Here is a 24,617-nt window from a genome sequence, read left to right as displayed (position 1 = left end):
TTTTCAGGCTAGAGGTGGAACTGGGCAGTGCAGGACAGCACACACCGTGCGGATGAGTTCGCCTTCCTCCAGCGTCACCCGGCCGTTGTCCATCACCGTTGTGACGACGGACTCGACGAGTCTGCCTTTCTCTTCCCCAGCGAGTCCGTCGATAATCGGCCATACGTGCTCTAGTGCGAGGATGCCTTCGTCCGGTAGCGCGAAGGTCGCCTGCTCACCGGGAAAAACCACGTTCATACCGGCCTGAAATGCCTTCTGAGCAGCGGCTTGTTCGTCATTTCCTACGCGCGCGAGAACCGCGAGGAGCGTGGACACGGCATCACGGCTGCCGCTGAGGCTGTGGCGGCGGCCTCCCCAGCGCGGCTTGTGCGTCAGGACTTCATGCAATCCGGTGAATACCAGTGTGCCGAGGCAGTATTCGAAGACGCTGACGCGGCCGTCGGCGGCGATGAGGTCACTCAGCGTGCCCATGATTTCCCGGACGTCGTCCGAACCACGGTGGCGCAGGGCCGGGAACGCGATCTCTGCCAGGGGGAGCCGCAGATGAGGGTCAAGTTGTTGCACTTCGCCACCGGCGTGCCAGGACGCGTCTGCTACTTCACGACCATATTTTTCCGCGATTATCGCGTGCTGACGTGTCCGCACTTCGTGTTCGGTGGACATGAGCAGACCGAACACGAGTGGCACGACAGCAGTGCCGTCGTGCGCCTTGTCGGCAAGCGAACGCGGGATATCGCGTCGTATCCGCTCACCGTGTGCGTACGACGTTGAGGAGGGGTCGCCGATGCCCGCGACCACTGCTGCGGGATCGACGGAGATCGGTGATCGGGAACGTGCGCCCGACGAAGGTGCTTGCCGCCGCGGTGCTCCGTCGGCACTCGAGGGCGGGATATCGTGTTCGGCCACGAGACCGAGCTGAACGTCCTCGCGCAGCCCCGAAGGCGGATTCGAGCGCCACCGCTGTTGCAGGTCCGCGAGCTTTTCAGGGCTGAACTCGGGTTCGAGCGTCTGGATCCGCTTGACTAGTGGGGGGTGCGTCGCGAAGAACGAGGAGAAGTTCATCCCTTCGCCGAACAGCATGTGACTGACGTCCTCAGTCTTCGCGTTGCGCAGTTTTGACCCGTCGTCGAGGCCGCCAATCTTCTTGAGAGCGCCCGCCAGCCCGGAAGTCTGGCGAGTGAACTGCACGGCCGAAGCGTCGGCGAGAAACTCACGCTGGCGCGAGACGGCTGCTTTGATGAGGCGGCCAAAGAAAACCCCGATGAAGCCGGCGAGCAGCGCTACGATGCCGATGAGCGCGATGGGGGCACCCGCGTTGTTGTTCCCGCGCTGCCTGCCGCCACCGGAATAGAGCAGGACCCGACCAATAACGGACAGTGCCGTCAATCCCGCAAGCACTCCGATGAGCCTGATGTTGAGACGCATGTCGCCGTTGATGATGTGGCTGAACTCGTGGGCAATCACACCCTGAAGCTCGTCGCGATTGAGCCGCTCGAGTGCGCCTTGGGTGACGGCCACCGCGGCGTCTGCAGGCGTGTAGCCTGCGGCGAACGCGTTGATGCCGCGCTCACCTGGCATCACGAACAGATCGGGTACCGGTGTGCTCGAGGCGATCGCGATTTCCTCAACGACGTTGCGGTAGCGGCGCAGGTGCGGATCCGTCGTGTCGTCGGGCACTGGTACCGCCCCGAGCGCCAGCGCGACCTTGCTGCCACCGCCGCTGCGCAGCGACATGGTGCGGACGAATGACACGCCGCCGATGAAGACCAGCGTCCCTATTGTCACCAGGACCGCAAATGTCGCGACCTCGCCCGGATCGGAGCCGCCAGAAAGCGAGGCGGCCACGACTAGAAGGTTAGCGAGCATCACAATTGCCAGCACCGCGACAATAAAGAGCACCACCAGCCTTGTCGAAGACCGGCGCACTTGCTTCTGGCGCTCAAAGAAATTCATGTGTCTCTCCCACGCGCACATCGACCCTTAACAGTGAAACCACAACGGGACGCGAAGTCAGTGACGCGCGTCCCGTTGATCGAGCGGCCCTCAGAAGGTGATGCGCGGAGCCTGACGCGTGTCAGGTCCTTCTGCTTCGAGCAGTGCAGCAGCCTGGAAGTTGAACATCCCCGCGATGATGTTCGACGGGAACACCTCCCGCTTGTTGTTGTAGGCCATGACGGCGTCGTTGTACGCCTGGCGTGCGAAGGCCACACGGTTTTCCGTGGAGGTGAGTTCCTCGGAAAGCTGCATCATGTTCTGGTTCGCTTTGAGATCCGGGTAGGACTCAGTGAGTGCGAACAGGCGCCCCAGGGTTTGCGTCAGCGTGTTCTCCGCCCCCGCAAGCTCGTTCATCGAGTTCGGGTCGCCAGGGTTCTGGCGGGCGCTGTTCTGCGCGGACACAGCAGAGTTTCGCGCATTGATGACAGCCTCGAGCGTGCCCTGTTCGTGCTTCATGTAGCCCTTGGCAGTCTCTACCAGGTTCGGAATGAGATCATGCCGGCGCGTCAGCTGGACGTCGATCTGCGCGAACGCATTCTTGTAACCGTTGCGGCGCGTTACCAGTCCGTTGTAGATGCTGACGACAGCGATCACGGCGATAACGGCGATGATGAGAATGACTACCAAGAGTCCGACTAGAACTCCAGTCACCTGCGACCCCCCTAACAAATTGTGGGTTCGGATTCGTTTTGTCCCATCATCTCACAGCCTGTCGTTTTCGCTGGCTGCTCAGTCTCGTCAACCCAGCGTGGCGGCGTCACGTTAAGCCCCCGTTAACAGCTTTCACCTTTCCTGAATCGCCGAACGACACGTGGTGAACTGGCTGCTAACCTCGCACCTGCCGAGCACTGAGCAGTCCCCAAGCACCGCCGTGGCCCAGCCGGAGGAGATTCGATGCGTTTGTCGCCGCATGAGCAAGAAAGGCTCATGATCAGCTATGCCGCGGACCTCGCACGGAGAAGGCAAGCGCGTGGCCTGAAGCTCAACCACCCGGAGACGGTCGCGCTCATCACCGACCACGTTCTCGAGGGCGCTCGCGACGGGCGTACGGTCGCCGAACTCATGGCGTCTGGCCGGGAAGTTCTCACGCGTGACGACGTGATGGAAGGTGTCCCCGAGATGCTGCATGACGTCCAGGTAGAAGCAACCTTCCCCGACGGAACGAAGCTCGTGACTGTCCACCATCCCATTCGTTAGCAGCGCCCGAGGAGGCCGCATGATTCCGGGGGAAGTCATCACCGCTGAGGGTGAACTCACATTGAACGACGGTGCTAAGCGAATCGAGGCTGAGGTGGTCAATACTGGCGACCGCCCCGTTCAGGTGGGCAGCCACTTTCACTTCGCGCAAGCAAACCCGGCACTCGACTTTGACCGCGCGGCCGCGCACGGGCATCGACTCGACATTCCCGCGGGTACCGCGATCCGGTTCGAACCTGGCATCGCGCACACTGTGTCCCTTGTTCCTCTCGGTGGCACCCGCGAAGTGCATGGCCTGAGCCTCACCCCTCCCGGAAAGCTGGATCGCTGATGACACGAATAAGTCGAGCGCGCTACGCGGAGCTATTCGGGCCCACTGCCGGGGACCGCATCCGGCTCGCGGACACAGACCTCTTCATCGAAATCACTGAAGACCGGTCCGGCGGGCCAGGCAGAGCGGGCGACGAAGCCGTCTTCGGCGGCGGTAAAGTGCTGCGCGAGTCGATGGGTCAAGGACGCGCCACACGCGCGGATGGCGCGCCCGATACTGTCATTACCGGAGCGGTCATCGTTGACTATTGGGGCGTCATCAAGGCGGACGTCGGCATCCGCGACGGCCGGATCGTGGGAATAGGCAAGGCCGGTAACCCGGACACGATGAACGGGATCGACCCTAGCCTGGTTGTAGGCCCGTCAACTGAAATCATCGCGGGTAACGGGAAAATCCTCACTGCCGGCGGCATCGACTGCCATGTGCACTTCATCTGTCCGCAAATTCTCGACGAGGGCATTGGGTCCGGGCTTACGACTTTGATCGGCGGCGGCACCGGTCCTGCTGAAGGCAGCAAAGCGACCACTGTCACCCCTGGCGCCTGGCATCTCGCCCGCATGTTGGAGGCGCTTGATTCCTCGCCGATGAACTTCTCGCTGCTCGGCAAGGGCAACACGGTCAGCGAAGACGCCATGTGGGAGCAGATTCGCGCCGGGGCGTCCGGCCTCAAACTGCACGAGGACTGGGGTTCGACACCCGCAGCAATCGACGCGTGCCTACGGGTGGCCGACGCCTCAGGTATCCAGGTCGCCCTGCATTCCGACACACTCAATGAGGCTGGCTACGTCGAATCGACGCTCGGCGCGATCAAAGGCCGCAGCATTCACGCGTATCACACGGAAGGTGCAGGTGGCGGCCATGCGCCCGACATCATCACCGTAGCGTCGCACCCGAATGTGCTGCCGAGTTCGACTAACCCCACCCGTCCGCACACCGTGAACACGGTAGACGAGCATCTTGACATGCTCATGGTGTGTCACCACCTCAGCCCTTCGATACCGGAAGATCTGGCTTTTGCGGAGAGCCGGATCCGGCCCTCGACGATCGCGGCGGAGGATCTGCTCCACGACATCGGCGCAATCTCCATGATTGGCAGTGACTCGCAGGCGATGGGACGCGTCGGTGAGGTCATCATGAGGACCTGGCAGACAGCACACATGATGAAAAAACGGCGGGGTGCATTACCCGGCGACGGTCCTGCGGACAACAATCGTGTGCAGCGCTACATAGCGAAGTACACGATCTGCCCTGCAGTCGCGCACGGTCTTGACGGTGAGATCGGCTCCATCGAGCCGGGAAAGCTCGCGGACCTCGTTCTCTGGGACCCGGCGTTCTTCGGCGTCCGCCCGCATGCGGTCGTTAAAGGCGGTGCAATCGCGTGGGCCGCGATGGGCGATGCAAACGCCTCAATCCCCACTCCTCAGCCCGCGTTGCCCCGCCCCATGTTCGGTGCCGCACCCAAAGTCGCTGCGGCAACATCGGTCCACTTCGTAGCGCCGGTCGCGCTTGAAGATGGTCTCGCGGAGCGACTCGCCTGCGATCGTCGCCTTGTCGCGGTGAAGGACACCCGGACGGTGGGTAAGGCCGACATGCCGCTCAACGATGCCCGCCCGTCGATTGAGGTGGACCCCGATACGTTCACGGTGCGAATCGACGGTGAAGTGTGGAACGAGCAGCCAGCTGCGGAACTCCCCATGGCTCAGCGATACTTTCTGTTCTGACGTGATGCTGAGTAATCTTCTCGCCCTGGCTGATTCGAGGCTGCCGATCGGGGGACACGTCCATTCCGGTGGCATGGAAGAGGCCGTGACGTCCGGTCTTGTTCGCGACCTGGGCACCCTCGAAGCTTTTTTGGTACGACGAATTCGCACCAGCGGTCTAGTGGCGGGCTCGGTTGCCGCTGCGGTGTGCGACGGTCTCGGCATCAGCGAGGCTGATGCCGAGACTGACGCGCGCACCCCGTCACCTGCCGCCCGTGCCGCATCCCGAGCACAGGGCAGAGGGTTTCTCCGGCTGGCGCGCAGTGTGTGGCCCGGAGACGACTGGACCGGCTTCACCGCCAAGCCTCACCTGCCCGTGGTCGCTGGCGCGGTAGCCCGCAGATGTGACCTCACCCCGCAGGAAACTGCACTGTCCGTTGTCTACACGGCGATGACGGGATCAGCCACGGCAGCGCAACGACTGCTCGCGCTCGATCCGGCGCACGTGACCCGCATAACGTTCACCCTGTCATCGCTGTGCGATGCGACCGCCCAGCGCGCGGCTACCGAGCTGCAGAGCTTGTCTGACCCATTGTTCGATGTTCTGGCTGAGCGGCACACCCGCCGTGAGATGCCGCTGTTCGTGTCCTGAGAGAAAGAGTGCCAATGCCCCCGCATCTTCTAGGTGGAGAACCACATTCCCATGCCGCAGCCCGTCCTGCACGCGAGCGGCGGCCAGGCGAACCGGTGCGCATCGGCATCGGAGGGCCCGTGGGCTCGGGAAAAACAGCGCTTGTCGCCAGTCTGTGCCGGGAACTGTATGCGGAGTTGTCACTCGCTGTCCTCACTAATGACATCTACACGACCGAGGATGCCGACTTCCTGCGCCGCAACGCAGTGCTGCCGGACGAACGTATTACGGCCGTCAAGACCGGAGGATGCCCACACACAGCGATCCGTGATGACATCACCGCGAACCTCGACGCGATCGATGACCTGATCGAAACGAATCCGCCGCTGGATCTCATCTTCGTCGAATCGGGTGGGGACAACCTGACCGCGACGTTCTCCGCCGGACTGATCGACGTGCAAATCTTCGTGGTCGACGTGGCAGGCGGGGATAAGGTGCCCCGCAAAGGTGGGCCTGGCGTCACCTATTCGGACCTGCTGGTGATCAACAAAACTGACCTCGCTCCACTGGTCGGTGCAGACCTCTCAGTGATGGATCGTGACGCGGCCAAGGTCCGGGAAGGGCGCCCCACGGTTTTCACCTCCTTGACACAGGACCCCACCGCGAGTCCCGTGCTGGAGTGGGTACGTGCGCAGGTGCAGCGATTCAGCTCCGGAACAGAATCAGACTCCGGAGCTGACGGAGTACATGCGCACTGAACTGGTAATCGACGCAGAAAAAGGCCGCTCGCCCCGTATCCAGTCATCGGGGGGCCTGGCCGCGCGGATAACGGGACCGGACACGGTTCATGTGATCGGAACAGCGATGACCCCGCTCGGTGGCGATGAGATAAGCGCACGAGTGACAGTCGGTGATGGCGCGCGACTTATTGTCCGCTCCGTTGCAGCTTCTGTCGCGCTGCCTGGGGAAAAGTTCGTTCGATCGGCTTCCCACTGGATGTTTGGCGTCGGGACTGACGGGTATCTGGATTGGGAGCCAGAACCCCTGATCGTGGCTGGCCGGGCGGAGCACGACGCGACGACTGAATTGGAACTCGCTGCGTCTGCCGTGGTACGGCTGAACGAACGTGTTCAGATCGGCCGGTGGGGCGAGCACGGTCTGGGGTTCTGGCGCGGCACACTGTGCGCTCGGGTGGACACAGCTCCGCTGGTGATGCACACGTTGGAGCTGGGCCACGGTGATGTGCTTGGCACGCCGCGCGCGCTCACCAGCGAATTGAAGTATCCCGGCTGTGGAGAGGAGGTACTTATTGATGAGGACGCACGTGGTGTTGGTCTCCGGGTGCCTCTCGCGCTAGGCGGTTCTCTGATGACGTGGACCGGGGAAAGCCTCTGAACCGCAGCGGGTGAGTCCGTACCGCAGCTCCGCATTACGCAATGCGTGACATCTGTGATCCACGCCACTAATTGAGGGTGAATTTGTCACCCGCTGTAACGCCGGAAGCGCGCCGTTGCATCCGTGAGTTTCCACGGTAACGAGAACTGCGTTACCGTGGTTGCGTCCGACTAATAACTGTGCCTGCTTATTGCCGCAGGCTCTGATTTAGGAGGGTGTGTTAATATGACAACCGCTCGGAACGCGATTGGTGACCTTTATCCCTCGCGTCTTTCCTCAAGGGCAGCCAGCTTCGGGCGCCCTCATCCCACAAGGTGGGGCAGCACTCCGGGGCCGTTTACGGCCGATGCCCTTTCCAGGTATGAAGCAAAAGGCTTCCACATCGAAGAGGGGCTCCTGACGCCCGCGCAGATCCAGCACTGCTGGTCGGAAGTGGAGCGTCTTTCGGCTGATCCCGAGCTCGCGAAGACCGAACTGATTGTGCGGGAACGCGGTTCCGACACAGTTCGTTCGATTTTCGCGGTGCACGAGGTCAGCCCCCTGATCGACAAGCTGGTCCGAACTCCGCGAATTCTTGATCGTGCGCGGCAGATTCTCGGGTCCGATGTGTACATTCATCAGAGCCGGATCAATTGCATGCCTGGATTTGCTGGTACGGGTTTTTACTGGCATTCTGATTTCGAGACGTGGCACGCGGAAGACGGAATGCCCGTCCCGCGCGCGGTTAGTTTATCAATCGCGCTGACTGACAATTATCCGTTCAACGGCGGACTGATGCTAATGCCGGGCGCGCACCGCACATTTGTGCCATGCGTCGGTCAAACGCCGGAAAACAATTACAAATCCTCACTGCAGGAGCAGCGAATCGGTGTCCCAAGCGAGGACGCGATCACGGAGCTCGCATACGAATTCGGTATCGAACAGTTCACGGGGCCCGCTGGCAGCGCCCTGTTCTTCGATTCGAATTCAATGCACGGGTCGTCGAACAACATCACGCCCTACCCGCGTGCGAACATTTTCTTGGTGTTCAATAGCGTGGACAATCTGCTCGAGCAGCCGTTCGCAGGAACGCAACCACGGCCGGAGCACCTCGGCAGCCGCGATTTCACACCGCTGACACCGATTTCAGGGTCGCCGTTCGCCTGATTTCGCGCAGCGCACGGGGCGGGTACTGCCGGATCGTTCCGGCTCAGTGCCCGCCCTTGGCGTGAGCGCGCAGCCCAGGAGACACAAGGAAGCGTCGCAGCGCAGCGAAGAACGCGAGCACGATGAGTGCAGCGACGGCCGCTAGAACGCCTCCGCCCACGACAAGCGTGAAGTCACGCCGGGCCAGACCGTCGACGATGAGGCGCCCGACGCCACCAAAACTGACGGCGGCAGCGATCGTTGCGGTTGCGACAATCTGAACAGCAGCGGTCCGCATACCGACCAGGATGAACGGCAGTGCGACAGGGAGTTCCGCCCGGAGTAGTACCTGCGAGCCTGTCATGCCCATTCCGCGCGCAGCGTCGGTCAATTGCGGGTTAACTGCGCGAATACCTTCATGAGTGTTCAGAAGAATCGGGGGTATAGCCAGCGCGACGAGAGGTATCAGGACGGGGACAAGCCCGATGCCCATCAGGACCACAAGCAGAACAAGCACACCGTAGGTGGGCAGTGCGCGCGCCGAGTTTGCGAGGGCGGTGAGTGCCGCTCCGCCGCGACCCGAATGACCCGTCCACAGACCCACTGGGAACGCCAGCACAATCGATATCACGAGCGCGAGGACCGTATATAGAGCATGCTCCATCATCCGGTTGGGGATGCCGTCGGTGCCACGCCAGCTCTCCGGGTTGCTCAGGAAGTCGGTGAGATAGAACCAGAGCGTCGTCATGGAGTCCGCACCCCCGGTGCGAATGTCTGCCGCGTGGCGCGGCGCAGCGAACGAAATGGTGTGCGCCGTGCGATCGGTGCTGAGCCGCCCGCACGCGTCCACGGTGTGGCATACCACTGTGCGGCAAGCAGCACGAGATCTACGGTCAGCGCCATGATGATCGTGATGACGATGCCCGTCACAGCGAGTTCTACCCGGTCGAGTTGCGCCGCCGCGGTGAAGAGGGAGCCGAAAGCCCCCATGCCGATCAGGGCGCCCACACTGACCATGCTGATGTTCGCGACTGTCGCAACGCGGAGACCGGCCATCACGGCTGGGAATGCGAGGGGCAGTTCGATTGTGACCAGCTGACGCGGACGGCGCATTCCCATCGCAGTGGCCGCCTGCCGAGTCTCAGATGGAACCGACCGCAAGCCGTCCACCACATTCGGTATCAGTCCGGAAAGCGTGTAGAGCGCAAGAGGGAGGATCACGGTTGTGGGTGTAATGCCGGTGAAGGAGATCAGGAGAACGAAGAACGCGAGTGAGGGGATGGAGTACAGCACGCTCGCAACCGCGAGTACGGGAGGATAGAGGCGCGGCCATCGCACGCACGCGAGCCCCGCAGGCAGCGATATGACCAGCCCGAGAAGTGACGCGGTCAGCGCCATGTACAAATGCTGGCCGAGCAACTCGGTAAATGTGCCGAGGTAGCTAGGGATGCTGAACGTCGACAGCGCCACGATCACGGTACTGCCTTCCGCGACGAGCGAAGATGCGCTTTGCGGATCTGCTGCGCGAGGTCTTCCTGACTGATGACACCGAGGACCCTACGGTCCCCGTCCAGCGCAACCGCGTGTCCTGAGGGGGAGAGGACCGCGGAGTCGAGTGCAGCGCGCAACGAATCGGTCTCCGGTGTGTATCCGTGCCCGATGCTGTGGAGCGCAGCGGAGCCGAGCGATGTTCCGTCGCCGGATGCGGCACCGTCGAGCCAGCCGAGTGGACGGTCATCGTCGTCGGTGACCAGTAACCATTCACCGGATTGCGCTGCCCTGAGCTGTTCGTGGTTTGAATGCGAGACAACAATGTCGGTGCGCAGCGGAAGACCATTCGCGCCAAAGAAAGACAGCAGGCGAACACCTCTATCGAGGCCGAGAAACTCGGCCACAAAATCATCGGCAGGCTCGGTCAGGAGTTCCGCAGGGGCCGCGTATTGCGCGAGCGTACCTCCAGGACGCATGACGGCAACCCGGTCGCCGAGAGTGATCGCTTCGTCGATGTCGTGGGTGACGAGGACGATCGTCTTGCTGATCTCCGATTGCAGCCGCAGCAGTTCCTGTTGCAAATCTTTTCGGACTACCGGGTCGACAGCGGAGAAGGGCTCGTCCATCAACAGCACGGGAGGGTCCGCCGCGAGTGCACGGGCTACCCCGACGCGCTGTTGCTGGCCACCCGAGAGTTGCGACGGGTAACGCTTCGCGAACTCGCTGCCCAGCCCGACACGTTCGAGTAGTTCCGCGGCGCGCGACCGCGCATCCCGGCGTGAGGCACCGAGCAATCTCGGCACAGTGGCGACATTGTCGATGACGGTGCGGTGCGGAAATAGTCCGGCATGCTGGATGACGTATCCGATCCCGCGTCGGAGGTGATGGGCGTCGCGGGTGAGGACATCTTGGCCGCCAAGCATGATGCGGCCGGATGTCGGCTCGATCATGCGGTTGATCATGCGGAGCGAGGTGGTCTTCCCGCACCCCGACGGCCCGACGAAAACCGTCAGCGAACCACTGGGCACGTCCAGTGACAGGCCATCGACCGCTATCGTCCCGTCCGGGTATCGCTTGGTAACCTCATCGAAAGTGATCATCAACCAGCGGATTCCAGCCATTCGCGGGCAACTTCGTCAACGTCACGACGTTCAACGACGACCTGGCTGAGGAGCTCGGTCAGAACTTCAGTGGTCAACCGGGCGGACACATCGTTCAGCACGGAGATGCTCTGCTCATCGAGTGCCTCTGCCCCTGCTAGCGGGGTGACGTTCTGCGAACCGAACACCGCTTCCGGGTCGTCAAGTGAAACGAACGGCCGCGTGGTCAGTGATGGGTCTGTCGAGTAGATATTCGCAACATCGATGTCTCCTCGTTCGAGCGAGCTGATCGTGATCGGTCCGGAATTATCAGTGGGCACGAACTCGCCGAACTCGATGCCGTACACCTCGTCGAGCCCAACGAGTCCCTGCTGCCGGTCCCGGAACTCGGGGGCAGCCCCGATGCGCATTTCTGCGGCAACGGGTGCCAGGTCCTCGATCGAACTCAGCTCGAATTCGTCCGCGGTTTCCTCGGTGACAACCAATGAATCCTTGTTCTCCGCGGGCGCGGAATCGAGAATTGTGAGCGCTTCGGGCAGCGCCGCGCGCAGCTCTTCGTTGATCTCGTCGGTCGTCCGGGCGTCGCTCCCGTCGTCCACGTAGGCGAGCAGGGCGCCGTTGTATTCGGGGAGCACGGATATAGCCCCGCGCTCAACCTGTCCGAAGTAGATCTCGCGGCTGCCGATGTTGTACTGGCGCCGCACAGTCGTGCCCTCTGCCTCGAGTGCCTGCGCGTAGATCTCCGCGAGCAGAACATTCTCCGGGAAATTGGCTGAACCCACTACGACCTGCCCGGATGGTCCATCGGTCGCGAGTGGGTCACCGGGTTCTCCTGAGCATGCTGTCAGCGCAAGAGCACTGATAGTTAATGCGGCGACTAGGCGGCCAGTTCGTTTCATCACGTGAACTCCTCGACGGTCAGCACTGCTTGTGATGACCCTATTCGCGCCACGCCCGTAATGCGCGCCAGTTCACCGTATTTCGCTAAAATCCCGCCGCATCTAATGCCCGCTCCGGGTTGGGGCTGAAGAGTGCACCAATGAAACTCTGCACATCATCGAGGGAATGCTCGAGCACACTCACATGTGTAGCGCCCGGATAGGTCCGGCTGACCGCGTGGCCACCGCTTGCCCGGATGTTCTCAGCGAGGCTGATCGCGGGCTCAGGAGGCAGATCGTCATCTAGCCCGCTGACGATGAGCAACGATGTGGAGTAGCCGTTCGAGGGTAGACGCATATATTCGTCGAGTGCCTGATCGAATCCGGGGATGTCGCCGAGCGGCTCTGCAAAGAGCTCATTCATGCGATACGGCCTAGCCGCAGCACCCATCTCTGAGCTGCACAGACGTTCCGCGAGTGCAAGAAGTTCTCGGCCCTTGTCGGTGAGACGGGCGTCGATATCCAAGTCAGGGTAGGTATCTCGGAAGCCAGCAAGTGCGTAGAGAACATACGCGGTCAGATTTCCGGGAAGAGTCTCTGGTGACGGGCGCGCGCTTTGCCGCAATGCGTCGGTGTGTGCCGCAGGGGCAACGGCTATCGCACCGCGGAAGTCCAGCGCACCGTTACGGGGCGCGGCATTGGCGGCCGCGAGGGCTGCGGCACCGCCCTGAGAATGTCCAAGCGCCACGGCGGTCCGCGAGAGCCGAAGATTGAGCTCGTGCGCCGCTGTCGCCGCATCGAGCATGCTGTGCGCAGCGGCCTGGGTATTCAGATAGGCATGAAGGCCCTGGGTTCCAAGGCCTGCGTAGTCCGTGGCGACGACGGCGTAGCCCTGACGCAGCCAGTAGGACGGGTAGTTGGCCGCGACTTCTCGCGAGGGATTGCTCGGCAATGTGGAGGGAGCGCAGTCATCTCCGATACCTGTGGTTCCGTGTCCCCAGATGATGGCGGGCCAGCCTCCGGGCGGCGGCGTGCCCGGCGGCACAGACACTGTCCCCGTACTGACTGCCGGCTCGCCCCGCTGATTCAGCGTCGAGTAGAGAATTCGGTAGCTGAGCCCCGAATCGGGGACACTCACCGTGCTGTCGAGCGGCGACGATCTGATCAGGCTGCCCTGCGGAGGCAGGGGCGACGGTACGTCCATCGCATCGATGCCTGACAGGATTGGCGCTGACAGATACTGCTGCTGAACAGGAGAATTCGCAGCTGGAAGCGCGCCCGCAGCCGCGGCCCCTCCGGTGAGTAACAGCGCGCTCGCGGAACCTGCGGCGACGGTCCGGCGGAACCACGGCATCGCGGGCCGTGCACGGGACGCTATCGTCATGCCACCCACCGTAGGCCATCAGGCTCACTCATGGTGGGGCCGTTGAAATCTGTCCCTTTTGCTCTCAGCGCAAACCCGCATTACCAGGCAGTGTGCAGCGCTTCCCCCACTAGATACAGCAGCGGTGGGACCGCCAACAGCACAACACATGCCGTGAAGTTAAGCGCCCGGTACTGCACCATCAGTGCCGCAAACTCGCGCAGGAATGCACTCGGCAGGTAATAGCGTGCTGTCGGCGCACCAGTGACGTGCGCGCGAAGGCCTAGGTGGCGCGACAGAATCGCGGCGCGGAGCACGTGATAGTTACTCGTCACGACAAGGAGTCGGCCCTGTACACCGGCTGCAGTCAATTCGTGATTGCTGTAGCGGAGGTTCTCGTCGGTTGACGTGGAGCGCGTTTCAGGCAGAAGTTCAGCCGGGGTTATCCCGCGACTTGTCAGATACCGTGCCATCGCGTGCGCTTCGGGCATTGGCTCATCATCGCCCTGACCACCCGATGGGACGATGACCGGCCGATGGCCCGCTTTGCGTTCGCGTTCGTAGAGAGCGAGCGCACGATCGAGCCGATTGGCGAGTAGCGGCGGGATCTCGCCATCGAGCAGCCCAGCGCCGAGCACGATGATCGCACCATGCCCGCGGCGCACGGGAAGCCGACTGTACACCCAGGCATAAAGCAGGAAGCAGGTGAATGCGAAACCTGCGTAAGTGCTTGCGAGCGTGAGGGAGAGGGCGGCCACTGTGAGCACGGGAGAGCCGGATGCGATGGCAAGCGCTGCACCTACCGGCAGCGCCAGCAGGAGGGAACCGGCCAGGAATGACAGCATGTTGGCGGCTGATACGCCTTCGCGGCGCACCATAACGACGCCGTTGGTGAGCAGGAAACCGGCAAGCGCGAGAACGAGCAAGGGCGAGGCCAGGACCAAGAGCCCGACTAGTGCGGGGAGTGGGGTCGCGGTGTCACCAGTCATCGCCCAGAGTGCCGTCAGCATGAGGGCGAAGATCAAGTAGACACCGTTGCTGAGGCGCCTGGGCTCTCTCAGGAGCCGGTACAGGAAAATGCCCGACAGCGTCAGTGCCAGGATCAGGAAGATCACACAGGCAACGCTAGCGGGCGTTCACCGTCACGCGCCGATCGCGGGGCCGATCACTCGCCACGAATCACGCATTTGCTGCTCGAACAGCCCCCAGGTGTGTGCACCGGTCGCCTGCTGAGAGAGCGTCGCGGGAATCCCGAGGGAATCCAGCCGGCTCTTGAAAGCCATCGAGCACAGGTTCGTTGCGAACTCTACGGCCCCCGGTCCGAGGGTCTGTCCGATGACAGCGAGGCCCGTCACTCCGTCTGCTGGGCCCGGGATACCGCTCGCAGCCGCGAGGTAGATTGCTTTACCGCGGAGGCGTTCTGCGTTGACGAAGGGATCGTGCTGAACCCATGAGGGGTCACCCGGCGGGCCGAAGGCGTTGAAGACATTTCCGCCGCCGAACGCGACGACCGCCGCGTTCGCCGCGACGCCTTCCGGAGCGCTGGTCCGGGCGCAGCCACTGTAAGAGGCGACTGCCTGATACCGGTTCGGCGCCTGGACTGCGAGGTCAAGAGCGGAAGCAGCGCTGAGGGAAAGTCCGCCCACCGCATTGCGCCCCGTCGACGGGAACGCGTTATCGATCGCAATCGGCAGTTCCGACGTCATGTAGGTCTGCCATTTATTCACGCCCAGCACCGGATCGGGGTGCCGCCAGTCGGCGTACATGCTGTAGCGCCCACCGATCGGGCTGACAACCTTGACATGCTTGTTCGAGAAGAAGTCACGTAGCCGGGTGCTCTGGAACCAGCTCTTGCCTTCCTGGCCGCCGTCAACTCCGTTGAGGAGGTAGAGGGTCGGACTTGCCGCGCCCTGGTTGGCAGGAAGATACACCTCATTGGGAATCACGCGATTCATCGAGGGGGAGTAGACATGCACAATCGCGAATCGATCACCGATGCGATCGATCCGGTCGACACGAGGGCCGGGCTGTGCACTTGCCGGGGCGGCGCTGACAAGTGGGATGAGTAGCGCGGCGAGCGCGACCAGTATCCTGAGTGCTGGCGTTCGCCGGCCACTGCCGCCAGCGTTTTGTGCCTTACCCACGCGTGCTCCTTTATCGCAGTCCACTGGGGAAGATTTATCACGATCGACAAGATCGTACGGGTAAGTTCGTGAACTAGGCCACTCGGGGCCCGGTTTGTGGCGTACGGCCCGCATTTGGAAGGCTGGGCTGGGCGATTCCCCGCCCAGCCGCTGGAGAGGGGCTCAGTGGCTGATCACCGCATGTAAGAACGTTTTCGTACGTTCGTTTCGTGGTGCCGTGAAGATCTGCTCAGGTGCGCCCTCCTCGATGATTCTCCCTTTGTCGAACATGAGGATGCGGTCCGAAACGTCGCGCGCAAACTGCATTTCGTGCGTCACGATGAGCATGGTGATGTCGGTGGAGAGCGCGATGTCGCGAAGGACATTGAGTACGCCGACGACCAGTTCGGGGTCCAGAGCTGAGGTCACTTCGTCGAGCAGAAGAATTTCCGGGTCCATCGCGAGTGCCCGGGCGATCGCGACGCGTTGCTGCTGACCGCCCGAAAGCTGCGAGGGGTGCGCGTTCTCCTTCTCCGCAAGACCCACCATGTCGAGTAATTTTCTGCCCCGGTCGACTGCTTCTTCCTTGCTTCGCCCGAGCACATGGACCGGTGCCTCGGTCAGGTTCTCGATCACCGTCATGTTCGGGAAGAGGTTGAAGTGCTGGAAGACCATCCCTATTTTGCGTCGCGCCTGCCGAAGGTACTTCTCGCTTGCCGGGGCAAGCGAGCCTTTCCGCTGCTCATGCGAAAACGGGTTGTCATCGACCCAAATGACACCTTCGTTGACTTTCTCGAGGGTCATTAGCAGTCGCAGGATCGTTGTCTTACCCGAGCCGCTAGGACCGATCAGCGTGACCTTCTCACCGCGGTCGACGGTGAAGTTCAAATGGTCGAGCACAACGTTGTCGCCGAACTGCTTGACGACGTCCTCAAACCGGATCTTCGGGTGAGGCTCACCCTGGCTGTGTGGCATAACGGTTCTCCAGTCTCCGGATGAAGTAGGCGGTTACGAGGCTGGCGATGAGGAAGATGACCCCAGCGATGGTGATCGGCTCTGTGTAGCGGAATGTCTGCCCGCCGTACTGCTGCGCCCGGGTCACCATCTCAGCCACGAAAATGAAGAAGAGGAAGGGGGTGTCTTTGAACATTGACACCGCATAGTTGCCGAGCGACGGGATGATCCGCCGGATCGCCTGCGGGAGAATCACCGCCCGCCAGGTACGTGTCGGTGGCAGCGATAACGCTCGCGCGGCCTCCCACTGTCCCTTCGGCACATCCTCGATGCCTGCCCGGTACACCTCAGCCATGTAGGCCGAGTAGTGGATGCCCAGCACGATGATGCCGACCTGCAGGCCCGATACGCCGGGCGGTACCGCGTAGAAGACGAAAAGGAGCTGCACGACCAGTGGTGTGAGGCGTACGAACTCCATCGCCGCGTGCAGCGGCCAGCTGAGCCATTTCGGCAGGGCAATGCGCAGCACCGCCACGACGAGTCCGACAGTGGCGGCGATCGCGAAGCCCAGGACAGTGGCGAGCAGGGTGATGCGGAAGCCTTCCAGGAGGACTGGAAGCGACTCCCACGCGTGATGCCAGCTCCACATGGCTACCTCCTCCCCACGGTCACGGCCTCGTCGACGTCAGGTTTGAGCTTGAATATCTCGCGCATCGAAGGGCCGCGCCCGAGCTTGAATTTCGCGCGCGCTTCTACTAGCTGCATCACCAGCGTGAGGATGTAGGCGAGTATGAAATAGATGACGAGCGCGATACCGAACGCGAAGAACGTGTCGCCCGTGCTCTCCCGGAGACGATTGATCTGGAATGTCAGGTCCTGCAAAGTGATCGCAGTGACGATCGCGGTGCCTTTCAGCAGGTGGATCATGAGGTTCGTCAGCGCTGGGATCATCAGGACCCAGGCTTGCGGGAAGATCACCCGCCGCATGCGCTGCGCCGGACTGAAGTTCAGCGCGATCGCAGCTTCCCACTGGACCTTGGCGACAGCGTTGATGGAGCCGCGTACCACCTCGGCCCCGTAGGCCCCATAGTTGAGGCCCAAGGCCAGGATGCCTACGACGATCGGGTCTAGACGGATCCCGAAGGCGGGGAGGACGAAGAACAGCCAGAATGCCTGCACCAGCAGGGAAGTGCCCCGGAAGACCTCGATGAACGCCCTGGCGCCGCCCCGCACAATTGGATTGCGCAGACGGGCGGCGAGCCCGAATAGTATCGCGACGGCGAGTGCGAGCAGCGCTCCCCCGAGCGTGAGCTGCACAGTGACGATGACGCCGTCAATGATGCGGGGGAGCGCTTCTCTTAACGCGTCGAAATTGCTCATTCACCGTCCTCGTCGGCACCGCCGTCACCGATACCGGGGACACCTTCGCAGAGCATTTCGGTCGTGAGCTCCGGACCAGGGAACTCATTGATGCTGAAACCGAAGGGCTCCATGATCTCGAGCCAGCGATCGGGGTCGGACTTGATCTCCGCGAGCTGCTCGTTGTAGGCGTCGAGCAGTTCCGTGTCATCCTGGCGGAACACTGTCGCGCCAGCACCGACTTGCGGGACTCCATTGATTTCCGCCACGAAAGACTCGGTGACCTCGACGGGCGCGTCAGGGCGGTTCTCGGCCATGTAGTTCAGTGAGACACCGGTGAGCGCGAACACGTCAGCACGCCCGCCGATTACGGCGTCCATGCCGTCGACGGGGTTGCCCACAGGTGTGACGTCGATCCCAAGCGCGTTCGCGTAATCAACTTCGATCGCTCCGGTCAGGGCGACCATGCTGGCGCCCGCATCAGCAATGGACTGCATGTCAGTCAGCCCCTGCGGGTTGCCTTCCGGCACCATCAAGGCGGTCGTGTAGACGATTTCAGGCTCGCTGAACGCTGCTTGCTCGCAGCGGTCAGGAAGGATGGACATGCCGGCGCTGACGGCGTCGAAGCGACCCGCGTTCAGGCCGGGGATCAGCGAACCGAACTCCGTCTGAATACCATCGACTTCGCCGATGCCGAGCGCCCCGAAGATTTCGCGGTGCAGGGCAACCGTGCCACCGGTGAGCTGGCCGGCCTCTTCGAAGCTGTAGGGCGCTTCTCCTGCGAAGCCAACGCTGATGGAGCCTTGCTCGGCGAGTTCGTCAACTGTGAGGGATCCACTGGCGCAGCCACTCAGCGCGGCCGCAAACACCGTTGCACCCGCCAAGTATCCAGTTCGCCGTGCATTACTGAGGGCTTTCCTTGCTGTCGTCTCCACGGGGACGGTTTCCCTTCCATCTGCGGCATACGAAACAACCTGCCCGCCGTGCTCCCACGCACTCACGCGCCACGATTCTGCTCGCGATTGACCCGCATGCCTTCTCGTTGTTTTTGGCGTCTAGTCACTGGCAAATAGAACGGACCCGACCCTAGTCACCTCGGACTCAGTCGGCAGCCGCGTTGGATCAGATCACCACATACGTGATCCAGATGTAACGAAATACGGGAAATCCACGCAGTGCTGGGCGGGCAGCGCCGGCAGCGTCGGCAGGCTCGGTTACGACGCGGTCGGTGCTGGAGTGCGATAGTGACGAGGTACGAAGAAGAACGCTGCCACAGCACCCGCAAGCAGGACGGCTGCGGGGAGGAAAAGCGACTGGCCCATCGCGATGCTGAACGCATCAGCGGAACCCGTAGGGACGACCGTATTGCCGTCCGGAGCTACCGGCACCCCCAGTGCCGTGCTGCGCATCGCCATCAGCGCGGCAATCCCCGCGCTGCCGAGTACAGCGCCCGTCTGCCGAGTGGTGTTGTAGACGCCCGCACCCGCACCCGCGACGGTGTGTGCGAGCGCGCGCGTTGCCGTCGTTGATAGCGGTGACCAGATTCCTGCGTTTGCGATGCCGATGAGCGTCAGCGGGATCACGAGCAGCCAGAACTCGGTGTCTGGGCGCATTATCAGACCCAGCCACGCGGTGGATGCAGCGAGAAGAAGGAAGGACGGCACAGCGATCATCCGGGCGTCGATACGATCAACGGCACGCCCCACCAACGGGGCGAGGACGCCCGCGAGAACAGCGACAGGCACTAGCAGTAGGGCGGCCCGCGCGGCAGAGAATCCGCGGGCCTCCTGCGCGTAGAGCATGACCGGCAGGAACATGCTTACCGACGCGAAGCCCATGGTGGAGATACCGAAGGCTGCCAGCGAGAAGTTGCGGTCACGGAAGATCGAAAGCGGTAGCAGCGGGTCGTGCGTCCCAATCGCCTGGCGCAGCAGAAAAAGCGCGAAGGTCACGACTCCGGCCGCGATGATGAGCGGTATGGAAACGAATCCGATGATGATTCCCCAGCTGTATTTCGAGCCTTCCTGAATCCCGAAGACAATGAGGAACACCGCGCACGCGCTGAGGGCCACACTCAGCGCGTCGATTCGCCGTGCTGTCCGCGGCAGGTCGGGCACGAGCCGCCACGCAAGCACGAATGCGAGGACGCCCAGCGGGATATTGACGAAAAAGATCCATTCCCAGCCGAGCGTGCCCACGATGACACCGCCGAGCAGGGGACCAGCGAGAGTTGCGGCTCCCGCCACCGCGCCCCACATGCCCATCGCAGCGCCACGACGCTCGGGCGGAAACGTTCGCGTGATGATCGCCATTGTTTGCGGCGACATCAGCGATGCCCCAAGTCCCTGCACCACGCGGGCGGCGATAAGCATGGCGATGCTGCCGGACAGACCGCATGCGACCGACGCGCAGGCGAACGTGATGAGCCCGGCCATGTATACGCGTTTAGGACCGAACCGATCGCCGAGGCGTCCTGTGATGAGCAATGGCACCGCGAAGGCCAGCAGATAGCCGCTCGTTACCCACACCGCTGTCGCGATGTCGGTATCGAGTTCCCGCATGATCGTCGGGGTTGCGACCGTCACGATTGTCGTGTCCACCAGGATCATGAAGAAGCCGAGACACAAAGCCCACAGCCCAGCCCAGGGGTTCACGGTGGCGGTCACCGGCGAATGTGGTGACGTCGCGGGCGTAGGCATGCCTCCATCCTCGCCGATGAGTGCCAGTGGGAAACCTTCAGGTATCGGCAGGGTCACGGCTGCTGCGACGTTATCCGCAAACCGGGCACCGGGTCGTAGCATGGGGCGCATGGACTGCCGTGTTAAGCAACGACTTGTCGTCGCGGGCGCCGCCGTGGCGTTCCTTGTAGTGTCCGCGTGTGCACAGCCAGACGCGCCCGACCCTGGCGAAACCACTGTGCCGGGCACCTCGCCTGCCACTGCTGAGGAACCGATTACCGAGGCGCCTGCAGATGATGAGGATGCGCTGCCCGGTGAACCGAGTCTGTTCGGGCCGTCTGAGGGGGCGGACGTCGCGATCGTCGGCGTGACCTACCCGGACACGATCGCGCTGCTTGAGGACCCTGGGGCTACGGAATCAGTTGTCGCCGAACTGGACCCATTGACTGTGACTCTTTCCGCCACTGGAAACAACTGGCAACTGCCCGACTCAACATGGTTCGAGGTGGAGAGCGATGAGGGCAGCGGCTGGCTTAACGCGCGCAATAGTACCGAGCTCGGTCAGACCGATGACGCGACGAGCGAAATCGTAGAATCTGAAGGCCGATACACGGCGGACTCGATCGAAGATCTCGGTGAGATGGTCGCTGACTATTTCGCGCCCGTGGAGCCGCCAGCGCGAGTCGTGCAGTCTGGCCCGGCGACCCGCGGGGACCTTCACGAAGTCACCTATGACGTGATCGGGCTCGGTGACGACGCGACGATGGGCTATCGGTTGCTGGTGTTCGGTATCGAGGAGAACGGAACGGTTACTCTGCGCACTGTCGAGCGCACCGTGATGTGCGCCCGCGGTGTCACCGACGATGGTTTGTGCGTCTGACACGCGTTCATCCGAAGCGCAGAGTTTCCGCAGCGTTCGTTGAGGCGGTGTGGCCTGGCCGGGTCGCACCGCCGATTGCGTAGACGGTGTCACCGATTGTTGTCAGCGACATTCCGTGACGGCCAGTTTGCAGATCAGGCAGCTGCGTCCAGGCGCCCGTCGCTGGATTGAGCGCGTAGACGATATCGAGAACGTGCGCGGCCTCTTCGCCACCCGCCACGACGATGTATCCCTCGCGTGCCGCAGTGGGGACGTATGTGGCTGCGACTCCGCCACGCGCTTCTGGCATGCCCGGCATGAAGGCCCACTCGCCAGTCGCCGGGTTGAATCGTTCGACTGCTGCCGAGTTGTTGTCGACAGTTAGGGCGCGTCCACCGATCGCGTAGGCGTATGTACCGTCGCTCGCGCCTGCGAGATGTTCCCGTGGTGTTGGAATGTCACCAGCGACGGTCCACTCATTGCCATCGAACACCTCGGTGGGGCCAACCAGTTCACCATCGGCCTGGCCACCGAACACAACGATCCGGTTCCCGACCACCGCGGCTGCGGCAGCGGCGCGTGCGTGATTCAGCGAGGCGACTTCCGCCCACTGCCCGTTGCGTAACGCGAACACACGATCCGAAACGATCGCCGACGTATCACCGCCCTGCGCTGACCAGCCGCCGATGACGAAAAGCTCACCTCGGTAGCTGACTGCCATTGCGTGATTCAGGTCGACAGGCAGTGGGGGAGCGATTCCGCGGCGCCAATCGGGAGGCCGGCCACTCGGATCGAACGCCTCCACGAGAGTGGTGGACCCGCGATCATCTATGCCGCCCGCTACCCACAGGAGTTCGTCGACCACCGCTGCTGCCGCCCACTGCCGTGGTGTGTTGGAGCGCGCGGTTTCCACCCACCAGTCGGGGTCGGTACGCGGAGCAGGGATTCGAAGTGTTTCCGTGGCGTTCGTGGTGCCGCGGTGGCCGATCTGGCTGGCCCCGCCTATGGCGAACATTTCGCCTCTCACCGCGGCTACGGACATGCCGTGGCGGGGCGTCGTCATCTCAGGCAGCCGAGACCACGTCTGTGTAGCAATGTCGTAGCTTTCGGTGACACCGCTGACCCGGTCTGGGAGTTCGCCGCCCACCGCGAGAATGCGGCCATCAGCGAATGCCGCGCCGAGCCCACCGCGAGGTGTTGGCATTTCGGGCAAGCTCGTCCAGGTTTCCGCCTCGGGATCATACCGATCGAGCGCAGCGGTGTTGTCGTCGACAGATAGCTGCCGACCTCCGACCGCGTAGACGAAGGACCCATCGGTCGTGGCCGCGAGGTGTTCACGCGGAACTGGAAGCGCAGCCGTGTCGACCCATCGTTCACCGTCGAAAACCTCGGTCTCGGGCACCAGTTCGCCACCAGACTGCCCGCCGAAGACAACGATCTTGCCTCCTGCGACGGCCGCTGCGGCGGCAGCACGCGGATGATTGAGGGGAGGCAGTTCGACCCACCTCCGCCCGTCCCGGAGTGCAAGTACCTGACCGGTGGTGGTGCTGCCCCCGTCCAGCCAGCCACCGATCACGACGAGTTCCCCGTTGTAGAACACGGCGGCGGCGTGGTCCACCGGCTCCGGGAGACTGAGACCTGTACGCCATTGCCTTCCGCCACCGGGGTCGTAGCCCCGTACCGCCTCAGTGCTCGTTCCGTTCTCGTCGAGCCCGCCAATGACCCAGACGATGCCGCCATCATCGACGGCAGTCGCTGTCTGCTGACGCGCTAGCGGCGCGTCTGGATACGGTGACCAGGAATCAGCCACGGTTTCGAACGTGCATTCTTCAGCCGAGTAGGGCGGCTGTGTACAGGTGGCCGGGCTGGTGCGCGGCCACACCGCCCAGCCCACCGCGATGACAAGAATGGGAATGAGGGCGATCGCCGCATAAGTCAGCACACGAGAGTTCCGGCGTGATGACGACTTATCCGGTGGCCCGGAACTGGGTTCCGGCGACACTGGAATCGGCGGGGGCGCTGCGGGGTTCGCGACTGGGGGCACAGGCGCGACTGGGATGCTGGGCGGCTGCGTTTCGCGGCTTTCCCCGGCGGGTGCGTGTACTTCGCTCGGCCCGGTGAACTCGGGTGCGCGTGGTGAGGCCTCGGTTTCCTCGAAGTCGGCCGCGCCGTCCGCCGGCCACGCAGAGCTGGCGGTGTCGAGATCATCGGCGTCGAACTCGGGAATCGCCATATCGTCCACGGGCAGTCCGTGACGTTCCTGAGCAGCCTGAAGTTCGTGGCCGAGCTCTTCGGCGGTCTGCCAGCGATCCTCAGTGCGGATTGCCATGGACTTCTCGATCGCGGCGCAAATATCGTCGGGTATGCCTCGCTCCCGAAGGTCCGGTAGCGGCTGTGTCGTGATGCGCACGAACTGCGCGACGAGTTCCTCCCCGGTGCGCCGCTCGTGCGCAGCTTTACCCGTGATCAGCGCAAACAAGGTAGCACCGAGAGCATAGATGTCCGCCGCGCGCGTTGGTTTGTTCCCCTCGAGGACCTCCGGCGCGGTGTAGGCAAGAGAGCCAGTGAACGCCGCGGTGGCGGTTTCGAAGCCCCCCTCGATGCGTGCAATACCGAAATCGGTGAGGCGTGGTTCGTCGTAGTCCGACATCAGGATGTTGCCGGGTTTGACGTCACGATGAAGAGTTCCGCAGCGGTGCGCGGTTTCGAGCGCGCCCGCAAGTTTCACGCCGATGCTTATCGCCGTGCTCCAGGCGATTGGGCCATGGCGGCGCAACCGGACGGCGAGCGAATCACGCGGGTGAAAGGGCATGACGATGTAGGGGCGGCCCGAATCGGTAGTCCCGACCTGAATGATGTTGACGATGTTCGGGTGTCCGGAGAGCCGTCCCATGGCGTGGCCCTCGCGCAGGAAGCGCTCGCGATTGTCGCGGTCGAGGTCGGAGGACAAGACCTTGACGGCGACTACACGTCCCACAGCCGCCTGGACGCATCGATAGACCGTGCCGAACCCGCCTCGACCAACCATTCGGGCATTGATGAAACCGGCAGCCGAAAGTTCGTCGGCAATCCCCGGCCCAGAACCGCCGGGCGTAGGTGTGTCGCCTTCTTCTGCCATTCGTCCCAGCCTTCTATTGGAGGACGTTTCACGTGCCCGCTGATGATTGACTTGTGGGCAGCCATTCATAGTTTCCCACTCGGCCGCACTGGCGTCTATCATTCGATACGCCCGATCAAATGCGCCACCATTTGCGCCCGTGCGTTTACGCTGCGCTGCCGGTGTTTTCCGCTGTTTCGGCAATCGCGGCGGTTCTCCGAGCTTCGGTGCAGGTCGTGTTTCTCTAGGTTCGCAGCGAGCATGCTTCGTATCCAGGCACCCTAGGGGTGGAGAATCGGGCACCTGCCGGCGTTGTCACCGCCTCGAGATAGTTAATTCTT

23 protein-coding genes are annotated in these 24,617 nt (G+C 62.7%); 8 read left to right on the top strand and 15 right to left on the bottom strand.

All coding sequences use genetic code 11. The features are described 5' to 3' along the window. Window positions 1–3: 3 nt before the first annotated feature. On the bottom strand, window positions 4–1,953 hold the full coding sequence (locus tag FHU29_RS08160; protein ID WP_064438929.1) for a M48 family metallopeptidase: 1,950 nt from the start codon (window positions 1,951–1,953) through the stop codon (window positions 4–6). A 90-nt stretch (window positions 1,954–2,043) separates the two neighbouring features. Beyond that, complete coding sequence (locus tag FHU29_RS08155) at window positions 2,044–2,646, bottom strand: LemA family protein (RefSeq protein ID WP_064438930.1); 603 nt, start codon at window positions 2,644–2,646, stop codon at window positions 2,044–2,046. A gap of 243 nt (window positions 2,647–2,889) precedes the next feature. Between FHU29_RS08155 and FHU29_RS08150 the strand changes: the two genes are divergently transcribed. The 7 genes from FHU29_RS08150 to thpD all read left to right on the top strand — a co-directional run bounded on the left by FHU29_RS08150 (window position 2,890) and on the right by thpD (window position 8,395). Next, window positions 2,890–3,192 (top strand): urease subunit gamma, encoded by a 303-nt coding sequence (locus FHU29_RS08150; protein WP_064438931.1) that lies wholly within the window; start codon window positions 2,890–2,892, stop codon window positions 3,190–3,192. A gap of 19 nt (window positions 3,193–3,211) precedes the next feature. After that, window positions 3,212–3,523 (top strand): urease subunit beta, encoded by a 312-nt coding sequence (locus FHU29_RS08145; RefSeq protein WP_064438932.1) that lies wholly within the window; start codon window positions 3,212–3,214, stop codon window positions 3,521–3,523. Beyond that, window positions 3,523–5,244, top strand: coding sequence for an urease subunit alpha (locus tag FHU29_RS08140; RefSeq protein WP_064438933.1), 1,722 nt, complete (start codon window positions 3,523–3,525; stop codon window positions 5,242–5,244). Before FHU29_RS08145 ends, FHU29_RS08140 begins: the two co-directional genes overlap by 1 nt. Before the next feature lie 4 nt (window positions 5,245–5,248). Beyond that, entirely contained in the window at window positions 5,249–5,875 is a 627-nt protein-coding gene (locus FHU29_RS08135) for an urease accessory protein UreF (RefSeq protein ID WP_064439130.1), read from the top strand. 14 nt (window positions 5,876–5,889) lie between these two features. After that, window positions 5,890–6,612: an urease accessory protein UreG gene (gene ureG / locus FHU29_RS08130; RefSeq protein WP_064438934.1), complete on the top strand. Its 723-nt coding sequence runs from the start codon at window positions 5,890–5,892 to the stop codon at window positions 6,610–6,612. Further along, window positions 6,602–7,249 carry an urease accessory protein UreD gene (locus tag FHU29_RS08125; protein WP_064438935.1) on the top strand — a complete coding sequence of 216 codons (648 nt, stop codon included), beginning with the start codon at window positions 6,602–6,604 and terminating at the stop codon, window positions 7,247–7,249. Before ureG ends, FHU29_RS08125 begins: the two co-directional genes overlap by 11 nt. A 225-nt stretch (window positions 7,250–7,474) precedes the next feature. Beyond that, window positions 7,475–8,395: an ectoine hydroxylase gene (thpD, locus tag FHU29_RS08120; RefSeq protein ID WP_064438936.1), complete on the top strand. Its 921-nt coding sequence runs from the start codon at window positions 7,475–7,477 to the stop codon at window positions 8,393–8,395. A 43-nt stretch (window positions 8,396–8,438) separates the two neighbouring features. On the opposite strand, the gene FHU29_RS08115 is transcribed toward thpD, so the two are convergent. The 12 genes from FHU29_RS08115 to FHU29_RS08060 all read right to left on the bottom strand — a co-directional run bounded on the left by FHU29_RS08115 (window position 8,439) and on the right by FHU29_RS08060 (window position 20,341). Then, window positions 8,439–9,122: an ABC transporter permease gene (locus tag FHU29_RS08115; RefSeq protein ID WP_064438937.1), complete on the bottom strand. Its 684-nt coding sequence runs from the start codon at window positions 9,120–9,122 to the stop codon at window positions 8,439–8,441. Further along, entirely contained in the window at window positions 9,119–9,850 is a 732-nt protein-coding gene (locus tag FHU29_RS08110; protein ID WP_064438938.1) for an ABC transporter permease, read from the bottom strand. The genes FHU29_RS08115 and FHU29_RS08110 overlap by 4 nt, the downstream gene beginning before the upstream one ends. Beyond that, the gene (locus tag FHU29_RS08105) at window positions 9,847–10,965 is read right to left on the bottom strand and encodes an ABC transporter ATP-binding protein (protein ID WP_064439131.1); all 1,119 of its coding nucleotides are present in this window, start codon (window positions 10,963–10,965) and stop codon (window positions 9,847–9,849) included. The genes FHU29_RS08110 and FHU29_RS08105 overlap by 4 nt, the downstream gene beginning before the upstream one ends. After that, a complete protein-coding gene (locus tag FHU29_RS08100) occupies window positions 10,965–11,864 on the bottom strand; it encodes an ABC transporter substrate-binding protein (protein WP_064438939.1) in 900 nt (299 codons plus the stop codon). The genes FHU29_RS08105 and FHU29_RS08100 overlap by 1 nt, the downstream gene beginning before the upstream one ends. Before the next feature lie 85 nt (window positions 11,865–11,949). After that, on the bottom strand, window positions 11,950–13,227 hold the full coding sequence (locus tag FHU29_RS08095) for an alpha/beta fold hydrolase (protein ID WP_083962123.1): 1,278 nt from the start codon (window positions 13,225–13,227) through the stop codon (window positions 11,950–11,952). An 80-nt stretch (window positions 13,228–13,307) separates the two neighbouring features. Next, on the bottom strand, window positions 13,308–14,321 hold the full coding sequence (locus FHU29_RS08090; protein WP_064438940.1) for a YdcF family protein: 1,014 nt from the start codon (window positions 14,319–14,321) through the stop codon (window positions 13,308–13,310). Between the two features lie 27 nt (window positions 14,322–14,348). After that, the gene (locus tag FHU29_RS08085) at window positions 14,349–15,350 is read right to left on the bottom strand and encodes an alpha/beta hydrolase (RefSeq protein WP_064438941.1); all 1,002 of its coding nucleotides are present in this window, start codon (window positions 15,348–15,350) and stop codon (window positions 14,349–14,351) included. Window positions 15,351–15,512: 162 nt separating this feature from the next. Further along, window positions 15,513–16,304, bottom strand: a complete 792-nt coding sequence (gene ehuA / locus FHU29_RS08080) for an ectoine/hydroxyectoine ABC transporter ATP-binding protein EhuA (protein ID WP_064438942.1) — start codon at window positions 16,302–16,304, stop codon at window positions 15,513–15,515. Beyond that, entirely contained in the window at window positions 16,285–16,932 is a 648-nt protein-coding gene (gene ehuD / locus FHU29_RS08075) for an ectoine/hydroxyectoine ABC transporter permease subunit EhuD (protein ID WP_064438943.1), read from the bottom strand. Before ehuD ends, ehuA begins: the two co-directional genes overlap by 20 nt. A 2-nt stretch (window positions 16,933–16,934) precedes the next feature. Continuing rightward, window positions 16,935–17,663, bottom strand: a complete 729-nt coding sequence (gene ehuC, locus FHU29_RS08070; RefSeq protein WP_064438944.1) for an ectoine/hydroxyectoine ABC transporter permease subunit EhuC — start codon at window positions 17,661–17,663, stop codon at window positions 16,935–16,937. After that, window positions 17,660–18,526 carry an ectoine/hydroxyectoine ABC transporter substrate-binding protein EhuB gene (ehuB, locus tag FHU29_RS08065; protein ID WP_083962124.1) on the bottom strand — a complete coding sequence of 289 codons (867 nt, stop codon included), beginning with the start codon at window positions 18,524–18,526 and terminating at the stop codon, window positions 17,660–17,662. Before ehuB ends, ehuC begins: the two co-directional genes overlap by 4 nt. Before the next feature lie 330 nt (window positions 18,527–18,856). Further along, a complete protein-coding gene (locus tag FHU29_RS08060; RefSeq protein ID WP_221194883.1) occupies window positions 18,857–20,341 on the bottom strand; it encodes a DHA2 family efflux MFS transporter permease subunit in 1,485 nt (494 codons plus the stop codon). A 109-nt stretch (window positions 20,342–20,450) separates the two neighbouring features. Here FHU29_RS08060 and FHU29_RS08055 point away from each other — a divergent pair, with 109 nt between their 5' ends. Then, complete coding sequence (locus FHU29_RS08055) at window positions 20,451–21,200, top strand: hypothetical protein (RefSeq protein WP_157094906.1); 750 nt, start codon at window positions 20,451–20,453, stop codon at window positions 21,198–21,200. Between the two features lie 7 nt (window positions 21,201–21,207). Here FHU29_RS08055 and FHU29_RS08050 read toward each other — a convergent pair whose 3' ends face one another. Then, on the bottom strand, window positions 21,208–24,297 hold the full coding sequence (locus FHU29_RS08050) for a serine/threonine-protein kinase (protein ID WP_064438947.1): 3,090 nt from the start codon (window positions 24,295–24,297) through the stop codon (window positions 21,208–21,210). Window positions 24,298–24,617 lie beyond the last annotated feature (320 nt).

This window comes from Hoyosella altamirensis, from assembly GCF_014191505.1.
GTDB lineage: Bacteria > Actinomycetota > Actinomycetes > Mycobacteriales > Mycobacteriaceae > Hoyosella > Hoyosella altamirensis.
Note: the sequence above shows the minus strand (reverse complement) of the source record. Positions and strands in the feature narration are given on the sequence as shown.

Excerpts from the sequence above, each read along its gene's own strand:
- FHU29_RS08055 (WP_157094906.1), top strand. The coding sequence starts at position 20,451 with ATGGACTGCCGTGTTAAGCAACGACTTGTCGTCGCGGGCGCCGCCGTG.
- ureG (WP_064438934.1), top strand. The coding sequence starts at position 5,890 with ATGCCCCCGCATCTTCTAGGTGGAGAACCACATTCCCATGCCGCAGCC.
- FHU29_RS08060 (WP_221194883.1), bottom strand. The coding sequence starts at position 20,341 with ATGCCTACGCCCGCGACGTCACCACATTCGCCGGTGACCGCCACCGTG.
- FHU29_RS08140 (WP_064438933.1), top strand. The coding sequence starts at position 3,523 with ATGACACGAATAAGTCGAGCGCGCTACGCGGAGCTATTCGGGCCCACT.
- FHU29_RS08095 (WP_083962123.1), bottom strand. The coding sequence starts at position 13,227 with ATGACGATAGCGTCCCGTGCACGGCCCGCGATGCCGTGGTTCCGCCGG.
- FHU29_RS08115 (WP_064438937.1), bottom strand. The coding sequence starts at position 9,122 with ATGACGACGCTCTGGTTCTATCTCACCGACTTCCTGAGCAACCCGGAG.
- ehuC (WP_064438944.1), bottom strand. The coding sequence starts at position 17,663 with ATGAGCAATTTCGACGCGTTAAGAGAAGCGCTCCCCCGCATCATTGAC.
- ehuD (WP_064438943.1), bottom strand. The coding sequence starts at position 16,932 with ATGTGGAGCTGGCATCACGCGTGGGAGTCGCTTCCAGTCCTCCTGGAA.
- thpD (WP_064438936.1), top strand. The coding sequence starts at position 7,475 with ATGACAACCGCTCGGAACGCGATTGGTGACCTTTATCCCTCGCGTCTT.
- FHU29_RS08135 (WP_064439130.1), top strand. The coding sequence starts at position 5,249 with ATGCTGAGTAATCTTCTCGCCCTGGCTGATTCGAGGCTGCCGATCGGG.
- FHU29_RS08150 (WP_064438931.1), top strand. The coding sequence starts at position 2,890 with ATGCGTTTGTCGCCGCATGAGCAAGAAAGGCTCATGATCAGCTATGCC.
- FHU29_RS08145 (WP_064438932.1), top strand. The coding sequence starts at position 3,212 with ATGATTCCGGGGGAAGTCATCACCGCTGAGGGTGAACTCACATTGAAC.
- FHU29_RS08105 (WP_064439131.1), bottom strand. The coding sequence starts at position 10,965 with ATGATCACTTTCGATGAGGTTACCAAGCGATACCCGGACGGGACGATA.
- FHU29_RS08125 (WP_064438935.1), top strand. The coding sequence starts at position 6,602 with ATGCGCACTGAACTGGTAATCGACGCAGAAAAAGGCCGCTCGCCCCGT.
- FHU29_RS08100 (WP_064438939.1), bottom strand. The coding sequence starts at position 11,864 with ATGAAACGAACTGGCCGCCTAGTCGCCGCATTAACTATCAGTGCTCTT.
- FHU29_RS08050 (WP_064438947.1), bottom strand. The coding sequence starts at position 24,297 with ATGGCAGAAGAAGGCGACACACCTACGCCCGGCGGTTCTGGGCCGGGG.
- FHU29_RS08160 (WP_064438929.1), bottom strand. The coding sequence starts at position 1,953 with ATGAATTTCTTTGAGCGCCAGAAGCAAGTGCGCCGGTCTTCGACAAGG.
- ehuA (WP_064438942.1), bottom strand. The coding sequence starts at position 16,304 with ATGCCACACAGCCAGGGTGAGCCTCACCCGAAGATCCGGTTTGAGGAC.